The organism is Bacillus sp. 005/A4HT-01/001 (genome assembly GCF_004634445.1).
GTDB lineage: Bacteria > Bacillota > Bacilli > Bacillales > Bacillaceae > Bacillus > Bacillus altitudinis.
The window spans coordinates 373,315-395,727 of record NZ_SEIZ01000003.1 but is presented as its reverse complement, the minus strand read 5'-3'; the positions used below and the strand labels follow the sequence as shown (position 1 = coordinate 395,727).

Here is a 22,413-nt window from a genome sequence, read left to right as displayed (position 1 = left end):
TTCCCCTCTGTCATTTAATTAAAATTCAAGAACTTTCTTAGCTGTTTCAAGCACGTCTTTATGGTTTGGAAGCCATACGCTCTCAGCTTGAGAGAAAGCAAATACAGTATCAGGTGCAGCTACACGAAGTACTGGTGCTTCTAGGCTAAGGATTGCTCTATCATTGATTTCAGCTACTACGTTTGCTGCAATACCAGCTTGTTTTTGTGCTTCTTGAACAACGATCGCGCGGCCTGTTTTTTCAACAGAAGCGATGATTGTTTCAATATCAAGTGGGCTCACTGTACGAAGGTCGACGACCTCAGCAGAAACGCCTTCTTTTTCAAGTTCTTCAGCAGCTTTAAGTGATTCGTGAACCATTGCACCGTAAGTGATGATTGAAAGGTCAGAACCTTCACGTTTCACGTCAGCTTTACCGATTTCAATTGTGTACTCTTCTTCAGGAACTTCCTGACGGAAAGAACGATAAAGTTTCATATGCTCAAGGAATACAACCGGATCGTTGTCACGGATTGCAGAAATTAATAGTCCTTTTGCATCGTAAGGTGTTGAAGGAATAACAACCTTGATACCAGGCTGTTGTGCAATAAGACCTTCTAAGCTGTCAGCGTGAAGCTCAGGTGTGTGAACTCCTCCACCAAATGGAGAACGGATTGTCACTGGAGAATGCCAGCGTCCACCAGAACGGTAACGCATACGAGCCATTTGTCCAGAAACAGAATCTAATACTTCGTAAACGAATCCGAAGAATTGAATTTCCATTACTGGGCGGAATTCTTGTAGTCCAAGGCCAATTGCAAGACCGCCAATACCAGATTCAGCAAGTGGAGTATCGAATACACGATCCTCACCAAACTCTTTTTGCAATCCTTCAGTCGCACGGAATACGCCGCCGTTTTTACCAACGTCTTCTCCGAAAACGAGAACGTTTTCGTCATTTTTCAGTTCTGTGCGTAACGCATCAGTGATCGCTTGAATCAATGTCATTTGCGCCATGGCTTACTTCGACTCCTTCTGTTTGTAGATTTCAAGCTGTTCAACCAAGTTAAATGGTTTCACATCGTACATGTTTTCAATCAAATCAGTGACTTTCTGCTTAGGCTGTTCGTCAGCTTCTTTGATTGCTTGTTTGATTTGTTCTTTTGCATCTTCGATGACTTTATTCTCTTCTTCTTCAGACCAAAGGCCTTTGTTTTCCAAGAATTTGCGGTAGCGTACCAATGGATCTTTTTGCTCCCACTCATTTTCATCTTCTTTTGTACGATATCTTGTTGGATCGTCACCAGCCATTGTATGTGGGCCGTAACGGAATGTAAGAGTTTCAATTAATGTTGGACCTTCACCATTTACAGCACGCTCACGAGCTTCAGCAGTCGCTGCGTATACAGCTAATGCATCCATACCGTCAACTTGTACGCCTACGATACCAGCTGCAGCTGCTTTTTGTGCAATCGTTTGTGCAGCAGATTGCTTTTCAACAGGTGTAGAGATCGCATATCTGTTGTTTTGGACAACAAAAATCGCTGGCGCTTTGTAAGCCCCTGCAAAGTTAATACCTTCGTAGAAATCACCTTGTGAAGCTCCACCATCACCAGTGTAAGTGATTGCAACAGCATTTTTACCGCGCTTTTTCAAACCAAGAGCTACACCAGCAGCTTGAATGATTTGTGCACCGATAATGATTTGCGGAGAAAGTGCATTCACATCTTCAGGCATTTGGTTTCCAACAAAGTGTCCACGAGAGAACAAGAATGCTTTTGTTAGTGGAAGACCATGCCAGATTAATTGTGGCACATCACGATATCCTGGAAGAATGAAATCTTCTTTCTCAAGTGCAAAGTGAGTTGCAAGCTGAGAAGCTTCTTGTCCAGCTGTTGGCGCATAGAAGCCAAGACGTCCTTGACGGTTCAATGAAATTGAACGTTGATCTAATACACGTGTAAACACCATACGGCGCATTAATTCTTTTAATTGGTCATCTGAAAGATCTGGCATTGCCGCTTCGTTTACGACTTCGCCTTTTTCGTTTAAAATTTGGAACGTTTCAAACTGCTTTTTGATGGCATCGAATTGCTTTTTGCTATCAACAATTGCTTTTTTTGTTTTTGCAGCCATTCTAAAGTCACCTCTTCCTTTCTTTTAACAGTCAATTTGTCGTGAATCCATTTATACATACAGATATAGGATAACCCAAAATGCTCATATGACTCCTGTATATAATAGCCACAAAGATCATTGTCGAAACATTGGATGATCGCTTGCTTTTGAGTTTTTCTAACTGTATTAACGATAGTTCACAAAAAACTAATACAACTTCTGTTAACAAGGAATAGTTTACAACAAGAAAAATAGTCCGTCAATTGATTTAACGGCTTTATTTAAATAAATGTATTCGCTTTACTTTTTATGGTGACCTGTATCAATCTGTTTAATCAACAGCATAAACTGTACTAGTATAGAGTGGGTCACTGTACTACAATAGCACATGGTTGTTTTTGTCGAAAAATAAAAAAAGAGCTATTTTTAGCTCTTTTGATCATGATGGACAAAGGGCTAAAATGAACTTCATTTTAACCCTTTCTCTTCTTTTCAGTTTGACATCTTGGAAAAACGAGTAACGACACGCAGGCACTTTGTGAGTAGCAGCGATAAACAAAACTAGCAGCAAATATGCAAGTACTGTTTTTAACTGTTTTGTGATTCTTTCTGAGCTGTTTTGTATAAAGCTTGTTTATATTCGTTCAATTGATCTGTATATTGATTGAACTTCTTGCTTTCTTTTCTCACTTTACTATAGGAACGATTGACTGTTTTCAGTTTGGATTTCAGTTCAGCGTATCCTAAGTCTTTTCTTTTTAAAGATTCATACAAGTGCTTGTCTTGTTTCAGCGCCTTTTGATACTCACGGTAAAGCTGATCATACGATGCATATCTTTTTTCAATTGATTTGACTGTTTGTTCTGCTTTGTCTTTTACTTCCGCATCTTTTATCTGTCCAGCGAATTCTTTTACAGATTGAAATTCTTTTTTCGATTGATCCATGCTGTCTTTTTCTGTTTTTAAATGTTCTTCACGCTTTTCTGCCGATGCTAATGCTTGATCAGACAAGCTTGAGACTGTTTTTGTGTGGTCTTTTGTTGTTTGAATCATTTTTTTATACAACTGCTGCTCTTTTTTCTCATAGCTTTGCAGTGCGCCTTGTTCTTTTTCAAAGGATGCTTCTTTTTCGCTCATTTTCGTCATGGCATCTTGCATCTCATAAAGCGGATTTTGACCTCCGCAACCCGCAAGCAAGAGGGTACATATCCCCGCTAAAGCTGCACCTGCTTTTATTCTTCTTTTCATCTGTTTCAATTACAAGGTCCCCCTTTACATCTCCACATACCACTATAATTTTTCAGGGCGGTTGTGACAAGGAAAGAGGCTGGGTTTTTGAGGGGAAAGAAGATTTTTTTCATGCTCTAGGCTCATGACTATACAAATAGTGCATTCATACATAGTTTATATTACACGCTTCGCCTTCACTTATGAGAGGCCGAGTGTATTTCCAAAGGAGGTCAAAAGTATGTCTAATTATAGTCATGGAAGTATGTATGGTGGATACGGCGGTTACGGTTATGGATACGGCGGCGGTTGTTGCTATCCAAGTTATGGTGGTGGATACGGTTGCGGTTACGGTGGTGGACGTACATTCGCTTTAATCGTCGTCCTATTCATTCTATTGATCATTGTTGGCGCAGCATTCTTAGGCGGCGGTGGCTGCTGCTAATGGCTGAATAAGCCTCTGACCGGTCTCATACGACCGGTCTTCTTTATTTCATTGCATATGTCGTGTATCATTTTATATACTTTACATACAAAGGAAATAGGAGTGAAGTTTTGTGATTACCATGGATGATATCGTACGAGACGGGCATCCCGTCTTAAGACAAACAGCTGAAGCGGTCGAACTCCCGCCAACAGAAGAAGAAAAACAGCAATTAGCTGACATGATTGAATTTGTCAAAAACAGTCAGGATGCAGACATTGCTGAAAAATATGAACTTAGACCCGGTGTTGGCCTAGCAGCTCCTCAAATCAATATCAGTAAACGAATGATCGCTGTTCACTGTGAAGACGAGGGCGGAGAACTTTACAGCTATGCATTATTCAATCCACGCATTGTTAGCCATTCAGTCAAAAGAGCTTATTTAGCTACTGGAGAAGGCTGTTTATCTGTTGATGAAGCCATCCCTGGATTCGTCCCGCGCTATGAAAAAATCAGGGTGAAAGGTACAACGCTTGAAGGTGAAGACATTGATATTCGCCTCAAAGGGTTTCCGGCCATCGTTTTTCAGCATGAAATTGACCACTTAAATGGCATTATGTTTTATGATCATATTCAAAAAGATCATCCATTCGCCGAGCCAGACAACGCGGTTGCGATCGGCAGATCATAAAATAAAAACAAGACCCGTCCATCAGCGGGTCTTGTTTTTTATTCTTCAATAAGGCCTAATTCAGTCACAGCGTGGAATATGCCATCCTCATCTACAGGTTTGGTGACAAAGTCAGCTAATGTTTTTAATTCATTGACTGCATTCCCCATTGCAACGCCTGTTCCAACAAACGAAATCATTTCTCGATCGTTCAGCCCGTCACCGAAGGCAATTGTGTCCTTTTGATCGTACGGAAGTCTTTCAATGACTCGTTTAATTCCTTCAGCCTTTGATCCACCTTTTGGCAGGACATCAGTAGACAGCTCATGCCACCTGACGAGATCAATTTCTTCACGGAACGCTTCATATTGGTGTTCCTCTTCTGCTTTACAAAATAGCAGCATTTGATAAATGACGTTTTCTTTAAAGAATGACAAATCATGCTCGGGATGCTCTGTTTTTAAAGTGCCAATCCCTTCGTGGATAAATGGATGGTTCGGCACAGACGCCTTCATCGTCTTCTCTCCCATGAAAACAAGCGGATGATCATGTTGATCCGCTGTTTCATAAATTTTATCCATTAGCTCTTGCTTAAGCGGATTGCCGTAAATGACTTCTCCTTCGTACATGACATACTGACCGTTATAAACAATAAATGAGTCAAGCCCTATTTCTTCTAAAATAGGTTGGATGAGAAAAGGCGAACGGCCAGATGCAATGAAGAGATGATGCCCTTTTTCTTTTAATAAACGAACAGCTCGCTTCGTTGATTCAGGTATTTTTTTATCATGGTCATATAAAGTACCGTCGATATCAAAGAAGATGACTTTTTTATTCATATCTCGTCTCCTGTCTCTTGTTATGTATACCCTCTCCCCTTCATCATACAGAAAGATCTTCACTGACGAAACCACTTCCTCTTAAAACGCCCATTTCCCACATATAACCATGTAACATTAAGTGGAAACATCATATAATACAAGTATATAGAGAGAACGGAACAAATGGCTGAATGAGACTCATACCGAAAGGAGGCGATCCGCGATGCTTCGTCGTCTGCGCAAGAAAATTCGAAGACAATGGAAGGACATGCTTCGTAAAAAATCGATTGCTTAAAAGGATCTTCCGCACATTTGCTGAAGGTCCTTTTTTCTCTGAGACTTTTCTTATGCGCGTTTTTTTAATATAATAGAATAAGCGAGTGTAACATACGGTATTTAAGGAGAGATTTGGATGATATATAAGGTATTTTTTCAGGCAAGTACGACTGAGGTACCTGTGAGAGAACACACAGATTCACTATACGTTGAAGCGGTTTCTGAAAGAGACGTACGCGATAAGTTGAAAAAACATAACTACAATATTGAATTCATTCAGCCTGTAGACGGTGCTTTTTTAGACTATGAACGAGAAAGTGAAAATTTTAAAGTATTGGAGCTATGAGAGGAATGAAATTTGTAAAAAACGATCAGGCGGCAGTTTTTGCGCTCGGCGGATTAGGCGAGATCGGTAAAAACACGTATGGCGTTCAATTTCAAGATGAAATCATTTTGATTGATGCTGGTATTAAGTTCCCTGAAGATGAACTTCTTGGAATTGATTACGTCATCCCTGACTATACGTATTTAGTTAAAAACGAAGATAAAATCAAAGGTCTTTTTATTACTCATGGACATGAAGACCACATCGGCGGTATCCCTTACCTTCTCAAGCAAGTGAATATTCCAGTTTACGGAGGCAAACTCGCAATCGGCCTACTTCGTAACAAATTGGAAGAGCATGGTCTATTAAGACAGACCAAACTTCACATCTTTGAAGAAGAAGATACGATCAAATTTAGAAAAACAGCTGTGTCTTTCTTTAGAACGACGCACAGTATCCCAGATTCTTATGGAATTGTCGTGAAGACACCTCCTGGTAACATCGTACATACAGGCGATTTCAAGTTTGACTTTACTCCTGTTGGCGAGCCTGCCAATTTAACGAAAATGGCTGAGATCGGGAAAGAAGGCGTTCTTTGTCTTCTATCTGACAGTACAAATAGTGAAATTCCAGAATTTACGATGTCCGAAAGACGTGTAGGTGAAAGCATTGATGACATCTTCAGAAAAGTAGATGGACGTATTATCTTTGCTACATTTGCATCTAACATTCACAGACTTCAGCAAGTCATCGAGTCAGCTGTTGCCAACGGCCGAAAAGTCGCTGTGTTTGGGCGCAGCATGGAGTCTGCCATTGATATTGGACAAGAGCTCGGATATATCAAATGTCCAAAAAACACATTCATTGAACACAATGAAATCAACCGCCTTCCAGCAAACAAAGTAACCATTCTTTGTACTGGTAGTCAGGGTGAACCGATGGCCGCTCTTTCACGTATTGCCAACGGTACGCACCGCCAGATTTCAATTAACCCTGGAGACACTGTTGTCTTCTCGTCTTCACCGATCCCAGGTAACAATATTAGCGTAAGCCGTACTATTAACCAGCTTTATCGTGCTGGTGCTGAAGTCATTCATGGCTCACTCAATAATATTCATACCTCTGGACACGGCGGGCAGGAAGAACAAAAGCTAATGCTCCGTTTAATTAAACCAAAATTCTTCATGCCGATTCACGGTGAGTACCGCATGCAAAAAACGCATATTAAACTTGCGAATGATTGCGGAATCCCTGAGGAAAACTGTTTTATCATGGATAACGGTGAAGTTCTTGCACTGAAAGGTGACGAAGCAAGTGTCGCTGGCAAAATTCCATCAGGCAACGTGTATATCGACGGTAGCGGTATTGGTGATATCGGCAACATCGTGTTAAGAGACCGCCGCATTCTTTCAGAAGAAGGTCTTGTCATTGTTGTTGTCAGCATGGATATGAAAGAATTCAAAATTTCTGCAGGTCCTGATTTAATCTCAAGAGGTTTTGTCTACATGAGAGAATCTGGAGACCTCATTAATGACGCGCAAGATCTCATTTCAAAGCATCTTGAAAAAGTAATGGAACGCAAGACGACTCAATGGTCAGAAATTAAGAACGAGATTACTGACACTCTTGCTCCTTTCCTTTATGAAAAAACAAGACGCCGCCCAATGATCTTACCGATTATTATGGAAGTGTAATGACGTACAAGGAGACACAGCCTTTTGACTGTGTCTCTTTTTTATGCGCAATAAAAAAACCCGCATATCTGTACGATACGTGCGGGTTCAGTCATTGTTTTACGATTGAATCGGGAGATGCTGAAAACTTCTCACATCAAACAATCCTTGTGTTGTCATTTTCACATCAGGAATGACTGGCAGTGCCAAAAAGGATAATGTCAAAAACGGATTAAAGTCTAAGACAAAGCCTGTTTCCTTTAAAGCATCATGGAGTGCATGAAGGCTCTCATTGACCGCATGTGCAGGTTGATCTGATAATAAACCGGAAATCGGTAATGGAAGCGTATGAAGAACTTCTCCGTCTTTTACAACGGTCAAACCGCCCCCTGCTTCTTTTAACGTTTCAATGGCTTTGATCATATCAGCATCATTTGTTCCAACGGCAATTAGGTTATGCGAGTCATGGGCAACTGTTGTTGCAATTGCCCCCTCTTTTAAGCCGAATCCGCTGACAACCCCTATTCCAATTTCAGATAGACCTTTGTGGCGTTCGACAAGCACTATTTTTAATACATCTCGATCAATATCACTCGTAAATTGTCCATCGCTACCAGAAGGAGATATTTGTTCTAATTTCGTTTCAAGCTGATTCGGTATAATGCGAATGACATTCATCTTTTGGTGATCTGTTATAGGCAGCGTTAGATCTTTCTCTTGAACGTCCACTGCATGTACCGATTGCATGAGCGAAGAACTTGGCGTGATCTTGTCGACACTTGGCAAATATTCTCCATGTTCAGAGACCAATTCTCCTGCGATAAAGACGCTTGTAATTCCTACCTCATGTAAGTCAGAAATGAGCATAAAGTCTGCGTCAAAGCCTGGCGCAATCGCTCCCTTTGTTTTGAGACCGAAACACTCCGCTGCATTTAAACTTCCCATTTGATATGCTAAAAAGGGGTCCAATCCTTCTTGTATCGACATCCGTACTTGTTCATCAATACTTCCTTGAGCCATTAAATCATCTAAATGTTTATCATCCGTACAAAAGAAAAAGCGTCTCGCATTCTTCTCATTGACAGCAGGTAATACGTTTTTCACGTTTTTAGCAACAGAGCCTTCTCTGAGCATGACATACATGCCTCTTTTGACACGTTCAAGGGCCTCTTGAGCTGTTGTCACCTCATGATCCGTTTGGACATTAGCTGTTCGGTACACATTAATTAATCGGTCCGTTAATCCTGCTAGATGGCCATCAATGAGTTTATGTTCATGTTGAGCATCAAGCAGTTTTTGAAGCATATCTTCTTCCGCTTGTTCCACCGCGACATAATCCATCACTTCGGCAAGACCAAGCACTTCTTTCTCCTGATAAAGAGGCTTTAAATCTTTTGCTTTTAGTGTAGCACCTGATCGTTCAAAGCTGACTGCCGGTACACAGGATGGCAGCATGAAATATATATTTAGAGCAGCTTTTCTCGCTTCTTCGAGCATAAAACGGATACCTGCAACACCGGATACATTGGCAATTTCATGCGGGTCTGTGACAACAGTTGTCACACCGTGAGGAACGACAGCTTTGGAAAATTCAGCAGGAGTCACCATCGAGGATTCGATATGAACGTGGCCGTCAATGAAACCGGGAACAAGCATTTGACCTGTTGCATCCAGCTCATGTTCTCCTTCATACTCCCCAATTCCTACTATTTTTCCATTTTCAACAGCGACATCAGCGTCTATCCATTCCTGGTTAAACACGTCCATAACCTTCGCATGTTTAATCACTAGGGCTGCTTTTTTTCTCTTTGCAGCTACCTCAATTTGATGTCTGAAAAGCTCCTTATCCAACGACACTGCCTCCTCCGAGTAAACAATATAATGTTTCTTATCGTAAACGAATCTGTTTGTCCAGTCAATGACATTTAGAGAAAATCAACCATATCAAAAGATTGATTTTTATTTCTGAATAGTGATAATTGGCTGAAAAATAACCATGTTCTATTTTGCTGTTCTTTTAGAAAGTAAACGGCTCATTTCCACTTTGTTCTCTCCCACAATGTCCGCCCCATACGTACACTTCTAAAGCAAAAAACACCCCTTCTCGGAGTGTTTAATAGTCGTTCTGCATTTCTCGTTTTTCAAAGCGGCCGATATCTGCCACTGCCCCAATGACAATGAGGATATCTTCTTTTTGAATCATTTCATCTGCGAGCGGTGAAACGATCACTTCTTTCCCGCGCTTAATTGCCACGATATTGATCCCGTACCTTGCACGAATGTCGAGATCTAACAAAGAGTGCCCAGCAAGTCTGCTGTTGGCTACGATTTCAATGAGGCTGTACTCATCTGACAGCTCTAAATAATCAAGCACGTTGTTAGAAATAATTTTATGTGCAATCCGTCTGCCCATGTCTCGTTCAGGATGAACAATACGGTCCGCACCAATTTTATTCAAAACCTTTTCATGGTAGTCATTTTGAGCTTTCACTGTGACCATTTTGACACCAAGTTCTTTCAGCATAATCGTTGTTAAAATACTCGCCTGAATATTTTCACCTATCGCCACGATCACATGATCAAAATTGCGAATGCCTAGGTTCTTTAAAACAGATTCGTCCGTCGAATCACCAATCACGGCATGTGATGCAATTTTAGCATATTCGTTCACACGATCTTCATTCATATCCATGGCCATGACTTCAAGTCCTTCTTCGCTTAGCGCCTTGCAGATACTTCCGCCGAAGCGTCCAAGACCAATGACTGCATATTCCTTTTTCATGTTCAGACTCCTTTTATATCACTTACCATGCATTTTACTACGGTTTGATTAATGAATCCATATGTGACCGTATTTTTTTACGGAATGCTTCACTTAAGTAAAGGTCTGCTCCTTTTTCGATTTCACTGCGATAATGACCAGGAGGCGCAATTTCTTCGCTCTTTTTTAAAACGAGAAACGTTAAGCAGTCCTCATACACTTGATCACCTACTGTGACATCGACAAATGCTGGGCGATAAGTCCCTTCATTTACACCTTCTCGTTTGTACAAATAACGAATGGCATCAAAAGGTACTTCATATAGAACACCCTCTGTTTCTCCGCCGTCTTCTACCATATCTGCTCTTGATCCATCAGGGCGCACCAATGTAAACCTTGTGGTAAAACGATCAAGTGTGCCGCCGCCGATGATTTGTTTGAAATAATGTTCCACTTTCGCAAGCTTAAACCTTGCATCATCCATACAGGACCCATAGGCAAAATAATAGAAGGAAGACGGTTTGCGCTCCCATAGTTGATATGACTTCCAGCAGCCGCTTTCAATCTCCTTCAGGCTCGATGCCTTCTGCTTACCTATTGTATAAGCAACGGCTGACCTTGGCCCCTGGTCTGTCATAACCTCTATTTCCTGCTGGTCATACCCTTCCTCTAGCTCATCTATCTTATGCAGCGTTTCATCACTGACCTCATACAATTCTCCATATACTGTGTTTTGTTCCAAGACAACACACACAGGGTAACCCTCACCTGTATCGTACAGTCTCCCTTTTATCCAAGCAGATGCTGCTAATGGACTGCTTTCTTTCATCAATGTCTCGTGATACTTTTCGTGCTTTAAAAGTGTCCCATACACAAATAACGTCTTTGTCTCTTTCGTCATCTCACATCACATCCTCTCACCTTGCTACTATCTGCTTTTTTGATACACAGGTAAGTAAATATCAAAAGCCGTCCCTTTGCTGAGCTCGCTCTTTACATCCATTCTTCCATGGTGATCTTTTAAGATCGTCGCACAGATCGTTAAACCAAGTCCTGTACCTTCTTTTTTAGTCGAAAAGAAAGGATCATATATTTTCTGAATATCCTCTTCAGACATCCCTTTTCCTTCATCTTGAATGGTAATTTTCCATTCATTCATCACTTTTTCTGTTGATATGTATATATTGCCGCCTTCAGGCATCGCCTCGATCGCATTTTTGATTAAGTTAATGAACAGCTGCTTCATTTGATTGGCGTCTGCTAATATCGTGCCAGCATCCTGCTTTTTAAATGGCTGTTTGAGATCAATATTTGAAAGAACGGCATTTGTCTTTAATAAGGTAATCACCTGCTCTAGCAAATCATGGAGCTGTACTTCTTGAAATTGAACCGATTGAGGTTTTGCTAAGACAAGCAGTTCACTTAAAACAAAATCAATGCGTTTAATTTCAGAAAAGATGATATCAAAATAATCGGTTCTTTCAGGATATTGCGTTTTCATCAGCTGCAAAAATCCATTGACTGAGGTGAGCGGATTTCTGACTTCATGGGCAATGCCAGCAGCTATTTGTCCTGCAACAGCCAGCTTTTGTGCCTGCATTTGCAGTTGCTGATTTGATCTTTCAAGTTCAAGCTTTGCCTGCTTTTGTTTCGTGATATCTGCAACCGTTCCAATACCTCCAGTAAACTGGTGCTGTTCATCGAAATAAAGCTTATAATGCACATCTCCCCATACCTTTTTTCCTTCTTTATGGAGAAGCTGCAGCTCCACCCGCCCCTCATCCTTATGCTCTTTGATCACAGACAACAAATGCTGAACGACATGCTCTTCTTGATCAAAGTACTGATTGTACATCGTACCTAGACACTCCTCTATGTCGTAACCCGTCATTTGTTTCCATGCTTGATTTAAAAAAATGATTTCACCTTTTTCATTGGTTTCAAAAACGATTTCTTGCAAGTTATCTGTGATTCGATTCAGCCGCTCTGTCAGTTCGTGTGCTTCTTTTTCTCGTTTATTTAAATCTGATACAAGCAAATTCAACCGGTCCACGTAGCCTGAGATGGTCCAAATACCGGCCAAAACAACGACTGTAAAGGCTAGATCGAGCGGCCAATTAATGTGATAGCCGCTAAGATAATAAAAGAAATCCCAGCTCAAAATTAATATAAATGCAAGAACGGATAACAGGATCCGTACTTGATATGTTTTGTTCAAATAATTCCACCTGCCGCCCTGAGATTCTTTGTCAATTGTACCATTTTCCACTTATTTTTTGAGGAAGATGTGGCATTTTTAAGGAACTTTTTTAGAAAAAAAAGCCTGCTCTCAGCACAATGGGAGAGAACAGGCTATTTTTATTTACTGCTGAAGGGCTTCTTGAAGCTCTTTTAGCAGTAGTTCTGCGCCTTCAGCGCTTAATGTAATTTGACCATTTCCATACTCGTGGTTCTCAGAAGTAATCTCACCAGTCATCAGGCAGACGCCCTCTGGCTGATATTTTTTCAAGACGATTTTATCTCCATCTATAAAAAATTCCATACTGTCTTTAATAGCGATATCAAGTGCTCTTCTCAATTCGATTGGCATCACAATACGCCCTAGTTCATCTACTTTTCTTACAACTCCGATAGATTTCAATTTCGTTCCCTCTTTCTTTCATTAGCTCAAGATCAATCTGTTTTTCACCAATTGATATATCGTAGACGTAAGAGATTCTTAAAAGGTTTCTCCTGCATAAAAATTTTTTTCAAAATCGAAAAACCAAAGGGAAAATTTATTGTGAATGTCAAAATGAGACTTGAATTTTACAGATTCATTTCAAGATGATCACACACCCCCACAAATGACCTCAACCCTCTGAACTTTTAAATGTAAAATTGTTTAAAACAGCAAAATTAGAGATTGGGTGAAAACATGTTTCAAAATGCCGAAATTGGAATTGATTTAGGAACAGCTAACATATTGGTTTACAGTAAAAATAAAGGAATTATTCTCAATGAACCATCCGTTGTGGCAGTAGATACGGAAACAAAAACTGTCCTTGCAGTGGGGTCAGAAGCAAAAGAGATGATTGGGAAAACACCTGGAAAAATTGTAGCGATCCGTCCGATGAAAGATGGTGTCATCGCTGATTACGATATGACAACCGATTTACTCAAACAAATTATGAAAAAAGCAGGAAAAAATATTGGGTTTACCTTTAGAAAGCCGACTGTGGTTGTTTGTACACCTTCAGGTTCAACAGCTGTCGAACGCCGCGCGATCAGCGATGCTGTCAAAAATTGCGGGGCCAAGCATGTGCATTTAATTGAAGAACCCGTCGCAGCTGCAATCGGTGCTGATCTCCCGGTGGACGAGCCTGTTGCCAACGTCGTTGTAGACATTGGCGGAGGAACGACAGAGGTAGCGATCATTTCATTTGGCGGAGTTGTCTCTTGCCATTCGATCCGAATTGGCGGAGATCAACTGGATGAAGATATCATTACTTTTGTGAGAAAGAAATACAATTTACTGATCGGTGAACGGACAGCTGAACAAGTAAAAATGGAAATTGGTTATGGACTCATTGAACACGAACCTGAGTCATTAGAAGTACGTGGACGCGACCTTGTCACAGGTCTTCCAAAAACAATTACACTTGAATCAACAGAAATTCAAGGTGCTATGCGTGAATCACTTCTTCATATTTTAGAGGCGATTCGGGCTACATTAGAAGACAGCCCTCCAGAACTGAGTGGTGATATCGTAGATCGCGGCGTCATTCTAACTGGCGGTGGTGCACTATTAAACGGCATTCAAGAATGGCTCTCTCAAGAAATTGTCGTCCCAGTTCATATCGCAGCAAATCCTCTTGAATCTGTCGCAATTGGAACAGGTCGTTCATTAGAAGTCATCGACAAATTGCAAAAAACATTAAAATAATCTTCATGTTCTACTTCTTTTTTCATCATTTCGATCATATCGTGATGAATGGATAAACGTGAAGGAGGAAGAACATGTTGCTTGATTTAGGTAAACGGGTCGTTGTCACAGTCATTTTAACCGGTATTATTTTAGGAGGAATGAGCCTGTCGTTTTCACATATGCCCCCTTCTAATGCACAGCCTGTGAAACAACTGAACCGCTAAAAAAGCCGCACGAAAGCGGCTTTTTTATTTTGCTTCGGGACGGCTCCCTATTTTCCTTTTCGGTCTTAAATCTGATATGATGAACATGACTAAAGGAGGGTTTTTTATGAGTTCATTCGAAAAACAACTAGATCAATATGCAAAAACCATCGTTGAAGTAGGTGTAAATGTTCAAAGTGGTCAAGAAGTGGTCGTATCTGCGTTCACTGAATCTGTAGATCTTGTCCGCCTTGTGGCAAAACACGCATATGAGCGCGGAGCGAAAAACGTACATATCCGCTGGAGTGATGGTGTTCTTACCCGTTTAAAATATGAACATGCCCCACAAGATGTGTTTGAGCAATTTCCAGAATGGGAAGCACAGATGATGGAAACCATCGCAAAACGTGGCGGTGCTTTTATTACGATCTTGTCAGAAAGCCCTGATCTTCTAAGTGGCATTGACTCGAAAAAAATTGCTTCACAGCAAAAAGCTGCAGGTTCAGCACTTCATACATATCGTCAATACGTTCAATCTGACAAAGTCGCATGGACAGTCGTCGGTGCTGCATCAAAAGATTGGGCGAAAAAGATTTTCCCTAAGCATGCCGATGAAGAAGCTGTTTCATTATTATGGGACCAAATCTTTAAAGTCGCCCGCGCTGATCAGCCAGATCCTGTTGAAGCGTGGAAAAAGCATGATGAATCACTAAATGAAAAAGTAAAAGTATTAAATGAACGTCATTACCACAAGCTGCACTATGAAGCACCAGGTACAGATTTAACGATTGAACTTCCAGAGCAGCATATTTGGGTAGGTGCTGGCAGCGTGAGTGAACGCGGCGTATCATTCATGGCCAATATGCCGACAGAAGAGGTCTTTACCGTACCTAAAAAAGATGGTGTAAACGGGACTGTCTCTAGCACAAAGCCACTTAGTTATGCAGGAAACATTATCGATGAATTTACGTTAACCTTTGAAAATGGGCGTATTGTAGATGTGAAAGCAAAAGAGGGCGAAGACATTTTAACCTCTCTCGTTGAAACAGATGAAGGCTCACATTATCTAGGTGAGGTTGCCCTTGTACCAGATGATTCACCAATTTCTAATTCAAATATCCTCTATTACAATACACTTTACGATGAAAATGCATCCAATCACCTTGCCATTGGCAGCGGTTATGCATTTAATATCGAAGGCGGTAAAGAGATGAAACGTGAGGAATTAGACGCAGCGGGTGTGAACAGCAGTATTACACACGTCGATTTCATGATTGGTTCAAAGGAAATGAATATTGATGGGATCACAAAAGATGGTAAACGTGAACCGATTTTCCGTAATGGAAATTGGGCTTTTTAAAGAAAAAAGACATCCTCATGTGGATGTCTTTTCTTTATGTTTATGCATACAGCTCTTGTAGCCTTTTTTGGATGTCTTGATCTGATAAGAACTCATCATAAGTTGTTTGTTTATCAACGATGCCGTTTGGCGTCACTTCGATAATCCGGTTTGCAACTGTTTCAACAAACTGATGGTCATGAGATGAGAAGAGCATAGCCCCTTTAAAGCTCATTAGACCGTTATTCAGCGCTGTGATGGACTCTAGGTCTAAATGGTTCGTCGGCTCGTCTAACAGCAAAATATTCGCTCCAGACAGCATCATTTTTGATAACATACAACGAACCTTTTCTCCACCTGATAAGACGCTTGCTTTTTTCTTCACTTCTTCCCCAGAGAAAAGCATACGGCCTAAGAAACCACGCAGGAAGCTTTCACTTTGATCATTCGGAGAATATTGACGAAGCCAATCCACTAGATCGACATCATTTCCTTCAAAGTATTCGCTATTGTCTTTAGGGAAAAAGGCTTGAGATGTTGTCACGCCCCATTTAAACGTCCCGCTGTCTGGCTCCATTTCACCAGCAAGGATTTTAAATAAAGTAGAGACAGCAAGTTCATTACGACTTAAGAACGCAATTTTATCCTCACGATTCATAATAAAGCTGACGTTATCCAGTACTTTTACACCGTCAATCGTTTTTGATAGACCTTCTACTTGAAGGACATCATTTCCGATTTCACGCTCTGGCGCAAAATGAACATAAGGATATTTACGAGAAGATGGTTTAATGTCATCTAGCGAAATCTTATCAAGCAATTTCTTTCTTGATGTCGCTTGCTTCGATTTAGATGCGTTCGCACTGAACCGAGCAACGAATTCTTGAAGCTGCTTAATTTGTTCTTCTTTTTTCTTGTTGGCATCCTGGCTGAGTTTTAATGCCAGCTGGCTTGATTCATACCAGAAATCATAGTTTCCGACATACACTTGAATTTTTCCAAAGTCAAGGTCTGCAATATGCGTACATACTTTGTTTAAGAAATGACGATCATGCGATACGACGATGACGGTATTTTCAAAGTTAATGAGGAACTCTTCTAACCACTGAATGGCTTGTAAGTCCAAGTGGTTCGTTGGCTCATCGAGAAGTAGAACGTCAGGCTTACCGAATAAAGCTTGTGCTAAAAGCACTTTTACCTTTTCAGATCCGCCAAGCTCAGACATTTTCTTCGATTGCAGGCTCTCTGGAATGCCAAGACCTTTTAATAGGATCGCAGCTTCACTTTCCGCTTCCCATCCGTTTAACTCAGCAAACTCACCTTCAAGCTCTGCTGCACGAATCCCGTCTTCATCTGAGAAATCAGGTTTCATATAAATCGCATCTTTTTCCTGCATCACATCATATAGACGTTTGTGACCCATGATGACGACTTTTAACACTTCAAACTCTTCGTATTCAAAGTGGTTCTGTTTTAAAATCGCTAAACGTTCACCTGGACTCATATGAACATCGCCCGTTTGAGCTTCAATTTCTCCAGAAAGAATCTTTAAGAACGTTGATTTACCAGCTCCATTGGCACCAATTAGTCCGTAGCAGTTGCCAGGAGTGAACTTAATATTTACTTCTTCAAATAATTTACGATCAGCAAATCGCAAACTAACATTATTCACTGCAATCATTTATTAATCCTCCATCACTCATTCATCAATATGAAGTATAACATGAATAACGATTGATAGAAACGTCTCTCGCTAAGAACAAAGGCTTTTTGTCCAATATGGTATAATAAGTGGGAATGTTTTTGTTGAAGGAGTTCGGGCGATTTGAGATTACTCACACTCATGGAATACTGTTTATTGATTTTCTTTATGGGCATTTATTTATCGGCGACTGGCTTTAATGCAAGAGACTTTGGCCTTTATATTGGGCTTGTCCTCATTTACACACTGGTCCATATCTTTTCAAAACGCTTTTTACAAAAGCGCGGAAAAGACAATGTGAAAATTGGATTATTCCGTTCTGTTTTGGCGATTACCGGGTCCGTTTTCGCTTCTGTTTTGGCCATTGTCATCATTGTCACGATGCTCACACCAAATTAAAAACGACCCTACATGAAGGGTCGTCCAATCAAGCACCTTTCTTACGCAATTGAGAAAGGTGTATTTATTGTGTTTGTCGAATATCCCCAAATGGGAAGAAAACAAATTCTGATGTGCCGACAATCCGATCCTTTTCAATGAGTCCGAGTCCATTTCGACTGTCCATAGAATTCAGTCTGTTGTCACCCATAACAAAGTAATCGTTTTTCGGTACTTTCACTGGACCAAAATCTCCTGTTAAATGTACCTCATACTCTTTGGCATGTGCCTTGTTCTCTTTTAAATAAGGCTCATCTACTTTTTTACCATTAATGTAAAGCGTATCATCCTTCATTTCAATCGTGTCGCCTGGAAGACCGATCAATCGTTTGACATAATGAATTTTCTGACCGTCCTTTCCATTAATAATCACGATGTCACCACGTTTGACTCCACCGAGATAGTTGATGGTTTTGTTAACAAACAGCTTTTCTCCATCATGAAGGGTTGGTTCCATTGACTCTCCTTCCACCACATACGGCTCAAAAATAAACGTACGGATGATGAGGACGAGGGCAAGTGCAATTAAAATAGCTTTGATCCATTCAAACAGAGAACTTTTCTTCTCTTTTTTGGCTTGTTTCTCATCAGATTGAATGTCATTTTCGTTTTGTTTGTTTTCTTCGTTCAAAATACTGCTTCCTCCTAAGACTTTCTGCTAAAAGACTTGAAACGCGAATTGAATAACTTTACTTTATCACATGTCATTTAAAAATTCACAAGACAACCATTCAATTAGATATTTTTTCCTAATTTGCTGATGATTAAACAAAAAGAAGCACCGCTCTTCACGATGCTTCTTTTCAAATTAAGCTTCTTGTCGGACTGGTTTTTTTAGAATTCCGAGAAGTAGCGCTGTAACAATGGCACCGATTAAGATGCTGATGATGTAAAGAACTGGATGGTTTGTTACCCAGAAAACGAATAGTCCGCCGTGCGGTGCAGGAAGCGTCACTCTAAAGAATTCTGTTAATCCACCTGCAACTGCTGCACCAATCACAGCTGAAGGAATGACGCGCAGAGGATCTGCCGCTGCAAATGGGATCGCCCCTTCTGTAATGAACGCAGCTCCCATGAAGTAGCATGTAATACCTGCTTCACGGTCACGTTTAGAGAATTTGTTTCTAAAGATCGTTGTCGCTAGGGCAATTCCTAGCGGCGGCACCATTCCACCTGCCATAATCGCAGCATGCGGTGCATAGTTGCCAGCAGCAATCATCGCAAGACCAAATGTGTAGGCCGCTTTGTTAATTGGACCACCCATATCAATGGCCATCATACCAGCTAAAATAATCCCCATTAATACAAGGTTTCCAGTACCAAGTGATTCAAGCCAGTGTGTTAATCCGTCCATCACCATTTTAACAGGTGTGTTGACGATGTAATGCATGATAATCCCTGTAAAGAAAATACCGAACAATGGATAGAGCAGAACTGGTTTAATACCATCGAGCGACTGTGGTACAAAAGTGAATACTTTTTTGAGCAGCACCACGATGTAACCAGCAAGGAAACCAGCAATCAATCCGCCTAAGAATCCAGCACCTGCTGCTGAGGCCATGAATCCGCCAACCATACCTGGTGCGAAACCTGGACGGTCTGCAATACTCATTGCGATAAATCCAGCTAATACAGCAACGATTAAGGCAAGTGCATTATCTCCGCCAATTCCTTTTAATACAGCTGCAAATGAATTGAAAGAAGGGTCTTTAGGGTCAGCTGAGTTAATTCCCCAGAAGAATGAAATCGCAACGAGGATACCGCCCCCAACAACAAACGGAAGCATGTTGCTTACACCGCTCATTAAGTGCTTATAGAATCCACTTCTTCCCTTACCTGACGATTCATTTTCATCTTTTGAAGAACTGCCGCCTGAACCTTTATAAATCGGCGCATCTTGATTGATGGCTTTTTCGATCAATTCTTGCGGACGGCGAATTCCAGCTGTCACAGGTACTTCAATGACATGTTTGCCTTTAAAGCGTTCCATTTCAACTTGTTTATCAGCTGCCACAATAATAGCTGGCGCTTCTTCAATTTCTTTTGCTGTCAGGGCATGTTTAATTCCACTAGAGCCGTTTGTCTCAACTTTAATGTCAACGCCCATTTCTTTTGCTTTTTCTTTCAAAGCATCTGCGGCCATAAATGTATGCGCGATGCCTGTTGGACAAGCTGTCACCGCTAAAATTTTAGCAGGTTTTCCCGGTGCAGCCGGTTCCTCTTTGACTTCCTCTTCTTCTTCATCGTCTTTATCATGTGTATTGATAATTTCAATGATTTCATCTTCAGTAGCCGCTTCAAGAAGCTGCTTTCGGATCTCTTCACGCATGAGAAGTGTGGATAAACGAGAAAGTGCTTCTAAATGCGTGTTGTTTGCGCCTTCAGTTGCTGCAATCATAAAGACAAGATGACTTGGCTGTCCGTCTAATGATTCATAATCTACACCAGCTGTTGAACGACCAAATGCAATGGCAGGTTCTTTCACACTTGCTGTTTTCGCATGAGGAATCGCAATTCCTTCTCCAATTCCCGTAGAGCTTTGTTTTTCACGATTAACAACAGCTGCTTTGTAGCCTTCTTTATCATTTAATTTACCAGCTGTATCTAATACAGTGACCAGTTCTTCAATAACGGCTTCTTTTTGCTGGCTGTCTAATTGAAGCTTAATCGTATGCTTCGTGAGTAGTTCTGTAATTTTCATGATGACTCCTCCTTTAAATGCGTGTGACTTTTACTTGTGGCAATAATGTATCGACAAGCTCTTTTGTTCCAAGTTCCTCAGAAAATGCTGTAGCACTTCCTGATGTGACGCCAAGCTTAAATGATTCTTCTATGGAAAGGCCTTTAGAAACGCCAGCTAAGAATCCTGCAACGACTGAATCCCCTGCACCAACTGAGTTGATCAGCTTGCCTTTTGGAACATTAGATTGAAAGATCCCTTCCTTACTGAATAAGAGAGCGCCGTCTCCAGCCATAGATACAATGACATGTTCAGCACCTTGTTCCAACAGCTTTTTCCCATAAGGAATGGCTTCTTCTGCAGATGAAATACTGGTTTCAAACATTTCACCTAACTCATGATGGTTTGGTTTCATTAAGAATGGTTGCAGATCTGCTGCTTTTTTTAAGGCTTCTCCAGAAATATCAAGTACTACTCTTACCCCTTGCTTCGCACATACCTCAGCAATGCGCTCATATGTGTTATGAGGCAGTGAAGAAGGAATGCTACCTGCTAATACAACGACATCGCCTTCTGTTAATGAAGTGAATTGGGATAAAAACGAATCGAACTGTGCTTCAGTAATACTTGGACCGAGCCCGTTGATTTCTGTTTCTTCGCCTGTTTTTAGTTTCACATTGATACGTGTATCTTCTGACACCTCATGAAAGGCTGTTTGTAATTGTTCGTTTTGTAAAAAGTCTTGAATATATTTGCCTGTAAAACCGCCAATGAATCCAAGTGCTTTTGATTCAACACCGTGCCGTTTTAAAAGCCTTGAGACATTGATTCCTTTACCACCTGGATATTTTTTGTCATAGGTTGAACGATTTAAACCGCCGACCGCAAAATCCTCCACGTGTACGATGTAATCAACTGATGGGTTTAAAGTAACTGTATAAATCATGTTTTCACTACCTTTATAACCGTTTTTTCATGGTAATTATCGAATGAATCCTCTTTTGCGTCGTTTGTGATAATGGTGGCTTCCTGTAAACTAGCAAAGGTTGAAAACGATATTTCGCCAAACTTTGAGGCATCTGTTAAGATGTAGGTTTTTTTCGCCTGCTTCATGGCTCTTTTTTTAATGAGTGCTTCTTCTGGATCAGGTGTTGTAAACCCTGCCTCGGGATGAATGCCGTTCGTCCCAACAAAGCTTTTGTCAAAACGGTAATTTTCCATAGCTGTCAAAGCTGCGGCTCCCACCATGGCTCCTGTTCGATGTTTCACTGATCCGCCTATCAGGTAAAAAGAAATGCCTTTTCTCATGAGTGCTTCAATGTGCATGACACCATTTGTCACCACAACGATGTCTTGATCTGGATCGATAAAGTCAATCATTTGCTGTGTTGTCGTACCAGCATCTAAGTAAATACAATCGCCTTGTTTTATAAGTGATGCAGCTGCCTCTGCAATCAATGACTTTTCATGAAGGTTTTTGGCAGATTTCTCAAACACATCTGGTTCAAGACGAATACTAGATATTTTAGCAGCTCCTCCGTGAACTCTTTTAAGAAAGCCTTTTTCTTCAAGGGCTGATAAATCTCTTCTAATTGTAGATTCAGACGCATCCGTCATAATCGTTAAGTCCTGTATTTTGATGACATCGTTTTCTTCTAAATAGTCGATAATGAGTTGATGTCTTTCTGGTGTTAGCATTGAAAACACCCCCTTTTGAAAACGTATTCATTTTGCGCGCACCTTTATTGTAATCGCTTTTTTCAACATTATCAATACAAAACAATCAAATACATTCAATAACTATCAAAATCTTTCACAATGGTCATCTTACCTTTATATGTACCATTTGTAAACTGAAAAATATGTGACA

General features: G+C 40.7%; 22 protein-coding genes. 8 read left to right on the top strand and 14 right to left on the bottom strand.

Annotated features, from left to right (window positions below):
• Positions 1-18: 18 nt before the first annotated feature.
• The 3 genes from pdhB to ES896_RS11700 all read right to left on the bottom strand — a co-directional run bounded on the left by pdhB (position 19) and on the right by ES896_RS11700 (position 3,354).
• Positions 19-996 carry a pyruvate dehydrogenase complex E1 component subunit beta gene (gene pdhB / locus ES896_RS11710; protein WP_007498597.1) on the bottom strand — a complete coding sequence of 326 codons (978 nt, stop codon included), beginning with the start codon at positions 994-996 and terminating at the stop codon, positions 19-21.
• A 3-nt stretch (positions 997-999) separates the two neighbouring features.
• Positions 1,000-2,115, bottom strand: a complete 1,116-nt coding sequence (gene pdhA / locus ES896_RS11705) for a pyruvate dehydrogenase (acetyl-transferring) E1 component subunit alpha (protein ID WP_007498599.1) — start codon at positions 2,113-2,115, stop codon at positions 1,000-1,002.
• Positions 2,116-2,685: 570 nt separating this feature from the next.
• Positions 2,686-3,354 carry a YkyA family protein gene (locus tag ES896_RS11700; RefSeq protein WP_008345105.1) on the bottom strand — a complete coding sequence of 223 codons (669 nt, stop codon included), beginning with the start codon at positions 3,352-3,354 and terminating at the stop codon, positions 2,686-2,688.
• 235 nt (positions 3,355-3,589) lie between these two features.
• Here ES896_RS11700 and ES896_RS11695 point away from each other — a divergent pair, with 235 nt between their 5' ends.
• Positions 3,590-3,769, top strand: a complete 180-nt coding sequence (locus tag ES896_RS11695; protein ID WP_026050085.1) for a YjcZ family sporulation protein — start codon at positions 3,590-3,592, stop codon at positions 3,767-3,769.
• A gap of 112 nt (positions 3,770-3,881) precedes the next feature.
• Positions 3,882-4,439, top strand: coding sequence for a peptide deformylase (def, locus tag ES896_RS11690; RefSeq protein ID WP_008345111.1), 558 nt, complete (start codon positions 3,882-3,884; stop codon positions 4,437-4,439).
• A 38-nt stretch (positions 4,440-4,477) separates the two neighbouring features.
• On the opposite strand, the gene ES896_RS11685 is transcribed toward def, so the two are convergent.
• A complete protein-coding gene (locus ES896_RS11685) occupies positions 4,478-5,257 on the bottom strand; it encodes a Cof-type HAD-IIB family hydrolase (RefSeq protein WP_135226825.1) in 780 nt (259 codons plus the stop codon).
• Positions 5,258-5,651: 394 nt separating this feature from the next.
• Here ES896_RS11685 and ES896_RS11680 point away from each other — a divergent pair, with 394 nt between their 5' ends.
• Together ES896_RS11680 and rnjA are read left to right on the top strand one after the other, a co-directional pair.
• Entirely contained in the window at positions 5,652-5,861 is a 210-nt protein-coding gene (locus tag ES896_RS11680; RefSeq protein WP_008345114.1) for a DNA-dependent RNA polymerase subunit epsilon, read from the top strand.
• Positions 5,862-5,866: 5 nt separating this feature from the next.
• The gene (rnjA, locus tag ES896_RS11675; RefSeq protein ID WP_008345116.1) at positions 5,867-7,534 is read left to right on the top strand and encodes a ribonuclease J1; all 1,668 of its coding nucleotides are present in this window, start codon (positions 5,867-5,869) and stop codon (positions 7,532-7,534) included.
• 99 nt (positions 7,535-7,633) lie between these two features.
• Here rnjA and ade read toward each other — a convergent pair whose 3' ends face one another.
• From ade to ES896_RS11650, 5 genes are all read right to left on the bottom strand, one after another.
• Positions 7,634-9,364, bottom strand: a complete 1,731-nt coding sequence (gene ade / locus ES896_RS11670) for an adenine deaminase (protein WP_135226824.1) — start codon at positions 9,362-9,364, stop codon at positions 7,634-7,636.
• A gap of 262 nt (positions 9,365-9,626) precedes the next feature.
• Positions 9,627-10,295: a potassium channel family protein gene (locus ES896_RS11665; protein WP_008345123.1), complete on the bottom strand. Its 669-nt coding sequence runs from the start codon at positions 10,293-10,295 to the stop codon at positions 9,627-9,629.
• 37 nt (positions 10,296-10,332) lie between these two features.
• The gene (locus ES896_RS11660) at positions 10,333-11,175 is read right to left on the bottom strand and encodes a gamma-glutamylcyclotransferase family protein (protein ID WP_046343442.1); all 843 of its coding nucleotides are present in this window, start codon (positions 11,173-11,175) and stop codon (positions 10,333-10,335) included.
• A gap of 27 nt (positions 11,176-11,202) precedes the next feature.
• Positions 11,203-12,492, bottom strand: coding sequence for an ATP-binding protein (locus tag ES896_RS11655; RefSeq protein WP_135226823.1), 1,290 nt, complete (start codon positions 12,490-12,492; stop codon positions 11,203-11,205).
• A gap of 144 nt (positions 12,493-12,636) precedes the next feature.
• Positions 12,637-12,915 (bottom strand): AbrB/MazE/SpoVT family DNA-binding domain-containing protein, encoded by a 279-nt coding sequence (locus ES896_RS11650; RefSeq protein ID WP_017359400.1) that lies wholly within the window; start codon positions 12,913-12,915, stop codon positions 12,637-12,639.
• A gap of 276 nt (positions 12,916-13,191) precedes the next feature.
• Between ES896_RS11650 and mreBH the strand changes: the two genes are divergently transcribed.
• From mreBH to ES896_RS11640, 3 genes are all read left to right on the top strand, one after another.
• On the top strand, positions 13,192-14,199 hold the full coding sequence (mreBH, locus tag ES896_RS11645; protein ID WP_017359401.1) for a rod-share determining protein MreBH: 1,008 nt from the start codon (positions 13,192-13,194) through the stop codon (positions 14,197-14,199).
• Between the two features lie 74 nt (positions 14,200-14,273).
• Positions 14,274-14,405, top strand: coding sequence for a protein YkpC (locus ES896_RS20150; protein WP_003210922.1), 132 nt, complete (start codon positions 14,274-14,276; stop codon positions 14,403-14,405).
• 106 nt (positions 14,406-14,511) lie between these two features.
• Positions 14,512-15,744, top strand: a complete 1,233-nt coding sequence (locus ES896_RS11640; RefSeq protein ID WP_035700613.1) for an aminopeptidase — start codon at positions 14,512-14,514, stop codon at positions 15,742-15,744.
• 40 nt (positions 15,745-15,784) lie between these two features.
• Here ES896_RS11640 and ES896_RS11635 read toward each other — a convergent pair whose 3' ends face one another.
• Positions 15,785-17,404, bottom strand: a complete 1,620-nt coding sequence (locus ES896_RS11635; RefSeq protein ID WP_046343439.1) for an ABC-F family ATP-binding cassette domain-containing protein — start codon at positions 17,402-17,404, stop codon at positions 15,785-15,787.
• A gap of 144 nt (positions 17,405-17,548) precedes the next feature.
• Between ES896_RS11635 and ES896_RS11630 the strand changes: the two genes are divergently transcribed.
• On the top strand, positions 17,549-17,824 hold the full coding sequence (locus ES896_RS11630) for a hypothetical protein (RefSeq protein ID WP_008345136.1): 276 nt from the start codon (positions 17,549-17,551) through the stop codon (positions 17,822-17,824).
• A 64-nt stretch (positions 17,825-17,888) separates the two neighbouring features.
• Here ES896_RS11630 and lepB read toward each other — a convergent pair whose 3' ends face one another.
• From lepB to ES896_RS11610, 4 genes are all read right to left on the bottom strand, one after another.
• The gene (gene lepB / locus ES896_RS11625; protein WP_035392647.1) at positions 17,889-18,461 is read right to left on the bottom strand and encodes a signal peptidase I; all 573 of its coding nucleotides are present in this window, start codon (positions 18,459-18,461) and stop codon (positions 17,889-17,891) included.
• A gap of 210 nt (positions 18,462-18,671) precedes the next feature.
• Positions 18,672-20,564, bottom strand: coding sequence for a PTS fructose transporter subunit IIABC (locus ES896_RS11620; protein WP_008345139.1), 1,893 nt, complete (start codon positions 20,562-20,564; stop codon positions 18,672-18,674).
• Positions 20,565-20,577: 13 nt separating this feature from the next.
• Positions 20,578-21,489, bottom strand: coding sequence for a 1-phosphofructokinase (pfkB, locus tag ES896_RS11615; protein WP_046527029.1), 912 nt, complete (start codon positions 21,487-21,489; stop codon positions 20,578-20,580).
• On the bottom strand, positions 21,486-22,241 hold the full coding sequence (locus ES896_RS11610) for a DeoR/GlpR family DNA-binding transcription regulator (RefSeq protein WP_019743798.1): 756 nt from the start codon (positions 22,239-22,241) through the stop codon (positions 21,486-21,488). Before ES896_RS11610 ends, pfkB begins: the two co-directional genes overlap by 4 nt.
• Between the last annotated feature and the right edge of the window lie 172 nt (positions 22,242-22,413).